Genomic DNA, 5,972 nt, shown 5'->3' on the forward strand with positions numbered 1-5,972 from the left:
CGGAACTCGACGAACCAGCCCATGGACAACTCAATGTAGACCTCGTCGGTGTACTTCTTGTCGATGAAGCCCCAGAGCCTGGCCGCGCTGGCGGAGCGGGCGCGCTCGGCACCGCCCTGGGCCGGGCTGCCGGTGGCCGAGGCGGGGTACCGCAACCTGGTGCTCGCCGCCGCCGGCGGGTCGGAGCGGCTGACCGCCGCCGCCGACCTGGCGGTGCGGATCGCCGGGTACGACGAGTACCCGGTGGTGTACCCGCGCCGGATCGAGCTGGTGCGGGCCGGGGACGGCTGGCGGGTCGAGCGCGAGGAGGGCGCCGGCGGGCCGCCCGCGCCGTGGGACTTCGGGCCGCTGAGGTCGGCGCCGGGCGCGCACTGCCTGGTGGTCGGCCCGGCCGCCGGCCCCGACCCGGCCGAGCTGGTCGCGGTGGGGGACCGGGCGGTGCCCGCCGTCACCGAGGTCTGGGGCAGCGCCTGGCCGGGGGCGCTGCTGCTGGAGCGGCCGGCCACCGAGGAGCAGTTCGCCCGGCTGCTGGAGGGCGACCCGGCCGACTGGACGGGCATGGCGGCGGTCACCTCGGCCGCGCCCGGCGCGCCCTGGCACACCCCGGCGGACCGGGTGCTGGTCAACCCGGAGGCGTACGGGCGGCTCAGCGGCTTCGGCCGCCAGGTGGTGGTCACCCACGAGGCCACCCACGTCGCCACCCGGGCCGACACCCGTGCCTGGACGCCGCTGTGGCTCTCCGAGGGAGCCGCCGACTGGACCGCCTACCGCGACTCGGGCCGCAGCCCGCAGCAGATCGCCCCCGAGCTGGCCCGGGACGTCGCCGCCGGGAGGCTGCCCACCGGACTGCCCGCCGACCGGGACTTCGCCGCCGGGGCCACCGGCATCGCCCAGGCCTACGAGCAGTCCTGGCTGGCCTGCGAGCTGATCGCCCGCACCCACGGGCCGCAGCGGCTGGTCGCCTTCTACCGGGCGGTCGGCGCGGACGACGGGCAGGGCGAGGACCGGGAGCGCCGGACCGACCGGCTGATGCGGCGCGAGCTGGGCGTCGGGCTGGAGGAGTTCACCCGGCTCTGGCTGGAGCGGACGGCGGCGCTGCGGAGCTGATCAGCGGCGCGGCTCGGCCGTGGCGCCCGGGCGGTCGATGCCGTCCAGCAGGTCCTGCTCGTAGGCGATGCCGGGACGCACCGGGTAGCCGGCGGCCGGCAGCGCGGCGGGCTCGCGGTCCAGCACCACGGTCGGCGGCAGCGGTGCCTCGCCGCGGGTGGAGCGCCAGAGCCGGACGCAGGAGAGCAGGGTCGCGGCGAGCAGCAGCAGGTTGCGGGCGGCCAGGACGGTCACCGCCACCGGGTCGCTGGCCAGGACCTGGGTGAACATGGTCGGGAACTCGACCAGGGTCAGCGGGCAGGCGAGCAGGATCAGCAGCGCCACCGGCCGCTGGCTGCTGTTGCGCACGGTCAGGCAGACCGCCGCGACACCGACCAGCCAGACCAGGTACTGCGGGCTGATCACCCGGCTGGTCACCACGAAGATCAGCAGCGCGCACAGCGCCGCGTCGTACATGGTGGCCGCGCTGCGGCGCTTGGAGGTGTAGCGCCACAGCAGCAGCCAGGCGAAGCCCAGCACGGTGCCGGCCATCATCACCTTGCTGATCACGCTCACCCACGGCCCCAGCATCTCGGGGGAGCCGTAGTTCATGGTGACCCTGCCGTCCCAGCCGCCGGCCAGCCGGGCGAAGTGGAGCGGCAGCGCGCCGAGCGACTCGACCTCGATGCCGCGGTCCTTCTGGAAGGCGAGGAACTCGAAGGCGCCGTTCATCCCGGCCGTCAGCAGGAAGCCGATCGACACGGCGGTGGCCCCGGCGAGCGTCCAGGAGCGGCGGGTGCGGCGGCCCGAGGGGGTGCCGATCAGGCCGAGCAGCGGCCAGATCTTGACGATGCCGCCCAGGCCGAGCAGCAGCCCGCCGACCGCCGGGCGGCGGATCAGCGCCAGCAGGCCGGCCAGGGCGACCGCGGTGACGATGACGTCGAAGCGGTTGTAGATCATCGGGCCGAGCAGCGGGACGGCCACCACCCACATCCAGGCGCCGGTCAGCGCCCGGCCCCGGCGCAGGCCGGTGCGCACCAGCAGCGCGGCCGCGGCCGCGTCGGCTATCCCGCAGATCACCCAGAACGAGACCAGGTACGACCAGGGCAGCAGGCCCGGCAGCAGGATCACCAGGGCGGCGCCCGGCGGGTACTGCCAGGTCACGTCGTCGAACGGGAAGGTGCCGGTCTGGAGCACCCCGTACCAGGCGTGGTAGATCATCCAGACGTCCGCCGTGACGTCGCCGCCGGGCGCCTTCAGCACTCCCGTCGCCAGCAGCACCAGCAGGGCGCGGGTGGCGACCCAGGTTGCGCCGAGCGCGGCGAGCGCCCCGAGCGGGCGGCCGAGGCGGCCGCGCGAAGAACCGGGCTCGGTGGCCGGGGCCAATTCCACTGCGCTCCCTCGTTCGTCTCGGACGTCCCCACCGGAGGCGTCGTGACGACGGACGCCCGGGCCGTGGTTCACCGACGGCCTAGGTACTAGGACTGACCCGGGGGTCAAACGGTTGCCGTACGCGGTTCCGTTCCCGGCGGGTCATGGTGTTGACCTATCGTACGGATCACCCAGCGGTACACCGCGCACCCCCCGACCGAGCGAGCCGTGGCCTGATGCACAGAACCTTGATCGTCACCAATGACTTCCCGCCCCGCCCCGGTGGCATCCAGGCCTTCGTCCACAACATGGCCGTCCGTCAGCCCGCAGGCAGCGTCGTGGTGTACGCCTCGACGTGGCGGGACGGCAGCGAGGTGGCCCGCTTCGACGCCGAGCAGCCGTTCCCGGTGATCCGGGACCGGACGAAGGTGATGGTTCCCACACCGCGGGTCACCCGGCGGGCCGCCGAGATCCTGCGCGCGGAGAAGTGCGACTCGGTCTGGTTCGGCGCCGCCGCCCCGCTCGGGCTGATGGCGCCCGCGCTGCGCCGGGCCGGGGCCGGCCGGCTGCTCGGCATGACCCACGGGCACGAGGCCGCCTGGGCCCAGCTGCCGGGCTCCCGGCAGCTGCTGCGCCGGATCGGCGCGGGCACCGACGTGCTGACCTACCTGGGCGAGTACACCCGCTCCCGGATCGCCGCGGCGGTCGGGCCGCGGGCCGCGGCCCGGATGGTCCAGCTGCCGCCGGGCGTGGACGAGACGACCTTCCACCCGGGCTCCGGGGGCGCCGAGGTGCGCCGCCGGCTCGGGCTGGCGGACCGGCCGGTGGTGGTCTGCGTCTCCCGGCTGGTGCCGCGCAAGGGCCAGGACACCCTGATCGAGGCGATGCCGCAGATCCTCGCCGACGTGCCGGACGCGGTGCTGCTGATCGTCGGCGGCGGCCCGTACCGGGCGGACCTGGAGAAGCTCGCGGACACCACGGGCGTGCGGGACTCGGTGCGGTTCACCGGCTCGGTTCCGTGGGAGGAGCTGCCCGCCCACTACGGGGCCGGGGACGTCTTCGCGATGCCCTGCCGCACCCGGCGCGGGGGTCTGGACGTCGAGGGCCTGGGCATCGTCTACCTGGAGGCCTCGGCGACCGGCCTGCCGGTGGTCGCGGGGGACTCCGGCGGCGCGCCGGACGCGGTGCTGGAGGGCGAGACCGGGTACGTGGTGCCCGGCGGCTCGGCCCCGGACGCGGCCGAGCGGATCGTCCGGCTGCTGCGCGACGAGGAGCTGCGGCGGCGGATGGGCGAGGCCGGGCGGCGGTGGGTGGAGCGATCCTGGCGCTGGGACCTGCTGGCCGGGCGGCTGACCTCGCTGCTGGCGGGCTGACGACGCGTGCGGGCCCCGCCTCCCTCCCGGGGAGGCGGGGCCCGTGACGGCCGCTGCCGCCGGTGGTGGCGGGGCCCGTACGGCGCCGGCGGCTACTTCCGGTAGAGCGCCTCGATGTCGGCCGCGAAGTCCTTCAGCACGACGTTGCGCTTGAGCTTGAGCGAGGGCGTGAGGTAGCCGCCCTCCTCGGAGAACTCGGTGTCCAGCAGGCGGAACTTCTTGACCGCCTCGGCGTGCGAGACGGCCGCGTTGCCGTCGTCCACCGCGTTCTGGAGGGCGGCCAGCAGGTCCGGGTCGGTGGCGAGGTCGGTGACGGTGGCGTCGGCGGGCTTGCCGTTGAGCTCCTTCCACTTGGGGAAGAAGTCGTGGTCGACGGTGATCAGGCAGGCGACGAAGGGCTTGCGGTCGCCGACCACCATGACCTCGCCGACCAAGGCGTGGGCCCGGATCCGGTCCTCGATCACGGCCGGGGCGACGTTCTTGCCGCCGGCCGTGACGATGATCTCCTTCTTGCGGCCGGTGATGGTCAGGTAGCCCTCGGAGTCCAGCGAGCCGAGGTCGCCGGTGGCGAACCAGCCGTCCTTGAAGGCGTCCGCGGTGGCCTGCGGGTTGTTCCAGTAGCCGGTGGAGATGTGCGGGCCCTTGAGGAGCACCTCGCCGTCCTCGGCGATCCGCACGGAGCAGCCGGGCACCGGCTGGCCGACCGTGCCGATCTTCGGCTTCTCGCACTCGTTGAAGGCGGTGGCGGCGCAGGTCTCCGTCAGGCCGTAGCCCTCCAGGACGGTGAAGCCGATGCCGCGGTAGAAGTGGCCCAGGCGCTCGCCGAGCGGGGCGCCGCCGGAGATGGCGTGGGTGGCCCGGCCGCCGAGGGCGGCGCGCAGCTTGCTGTAGACCAGCTTGTCGAAGACGGCGTGCTTGAGCCGCAGGACCAGGCCCGCGCCGCCGGCGTCCAGCGCCCGGCTGTAGGCGATCGCGGTGTCGGCGGCCTTGTCGAAGATCTTGCCCTTGCCGTCGGCCTGGGCCTTGGCGCGGGCGGTGTTGTAGACCTTCTCGAACACCCTGGGCACGCCCAGGATGAGGGTCGGCCGGAAGGAGGCCAGCTCGGTGGTGACGTTCCGGACGTCGGAGACGTGGCCGAGCTTGATCGGCGCCATCATCGGGGCGATCTCGACGATCCGGGCGAACACGTGGGCCAGCGGCAGGAAGAGCAGGACGGAGCTCTCGCCGGTGTGGAACAGCGGGGCCAGTCGCTCGACCACGTTGCCGCACTCGGCCAGGAAGTTGCCGTGCGTCAGCTGACAGCCCTTCGGGCGGCCAGTGGTGCCCGAGGTGTAGACGATGGTGGCGACGTCGTCGGGGCCGGCGATCCGGCGGCGCTCGTGGACCGTCGTGTCCGGGACGTCCTGCCCGGCGGCGGCCAGCGCGGCGATCGCCCCGCCGTCGATCTGCCAGGTGTGCTCCAGGCCCGGCAGCCGGTCGCGGACCTCGGCGACCACCGAGACGTGCTGGTCGGTCTCGGTGATCACGGCGACCGCGCCCGAGTCGCCGAGGATCCACTCGACCTGCTCGGCGGAGGAGGTCTCGTACACCGGCACGACGACCGCGCCGGCCGTCCAGATCGCGAAGTCCAGCAGCGTCCACTCGTAGCGGGTGCGGGACATGATGGCCACCCGGTCGCCGGGCTCGATGCCCGCGGCGATCAGGCCCTTCGCGACGGCGTGCACCTCCGCGAGGAACTGGACCGACGTCAACTCCTGCCAGTCGCCGTCCACCTTCCGGCTGAGCACGGCGACGTCCGGGTGCTCCTCGGCGTTCCGGTGCACCGGGTCGGCGAGGTTGCCGCCGCTGGGTACCTGGTAGAGGGCCGGAAGGCTGAAGTCGAGCAAGACTGCTCCTCGTTCGCGACGCTGCGGGACGGCAGGACGTTACTGCCCGGTAGGCAGCTTCGACCAGAGGGGTCGGCTCCGGTGTTCGAAGTGTCACACCCGGCCGGGTCCGACCAGGCCGTGACCAGGTCGTTCGAATGGCACCCTACGGCAGCGCAGAGCGACCGGCCGGTAACATGCCCGCCCGCCCGGCCGAGCGGTCCTGGTCGACAGCACAGGACTCATCGAGAACTCGGTGTCGTGAGCGCGGCCGGCG

The 5,972-nt window shown here is 73.8% G+C and carries 4 protein-coding genes; 2 read left to right on the forward strand and 2 right to left on the reverse strand.

Features of this window, described 5'->3' with window-relative positions; translation table 11 throughout:
• Positions 1-159 precede the first annotated feature (159 nt).
• Entirely contained in the window at positions 160-1,107 is a 948-nt protein-coding gene (locus tag AB0E96_RS37095) for a hypothetical protein (RefSeq protein WP_359830603.1), read from the forward strand.
• On the opposite strand, the gene AB0E96_RS37100 is transcribed toward AB0E96_RS37095, so the two are convergent.
• Positions 1,108-2,478 carry a glycosyltransferase 87 family protein gene (locus tag AB0E96_RS37100; protein ID WP_359830606.1) on the reverse strand — a complete coding sequence of 457 codons (1,371 nt, stop codon included), beginning with the start codon at positions 2,476-2,478 and terminating at the stop codon, positions 1,108-1,110.
• Between the two features lie 215 nt (positions 2,479-2,693).
• Between AB0E96_RS37100 and AB0E96_RS37105 the strand changes: the two genes are divergently transcribed.
• Entirely contained in the window at positions 2,694-3,830 is a 1,137-nt protein-coding gene (locus tag AB0E96_RS37105; protein WP_359830608.1) for a glycosyltransferase family 4 protein, read from the forward strand.
• A 92-nt stretch (positions 3,831-3,922) separates the two neighbouring features.
• On the opposite strand, the gene AB0E96_RS37110 is transcribed toward AB0E96_RS37105, so the two are convergent.
• The gene (locus AB0E96_RS37110) at positions 3,923-5,716 is read right to left on the reverse strand and encodes a long-chain fatty acid--CoA ligase (protein ID WP_359830610.1); all 1,794 of its coding nucleotides are present in this window, start codon (positions 5,714-5,716) and stop codon (positions 3,923-3,925) included.
• Positions 5,717-5,972: the final 256 nt, after the last annotated feature.

This window comes from Kitasatospora sp. NPDC036755, from assembly GCF_040636595.1.
In the GTDB taxonomy this organism is placed as follows: Bacteria; Actinomycetota; Actinomycetes; order Streptomycetales; family Streptomycetaceae; genus Kitasatospora.

Bases quoted from the DNA above. Each gene is read 5' to 3' on its own strand.
- AB0E96_RS37105 (WP_359830608.1), top strand. From the start codon at position 2,694: ATGCACAGAACCTTGATCGTCACCAATGACTTCCCGCCCCGCCCCGGT.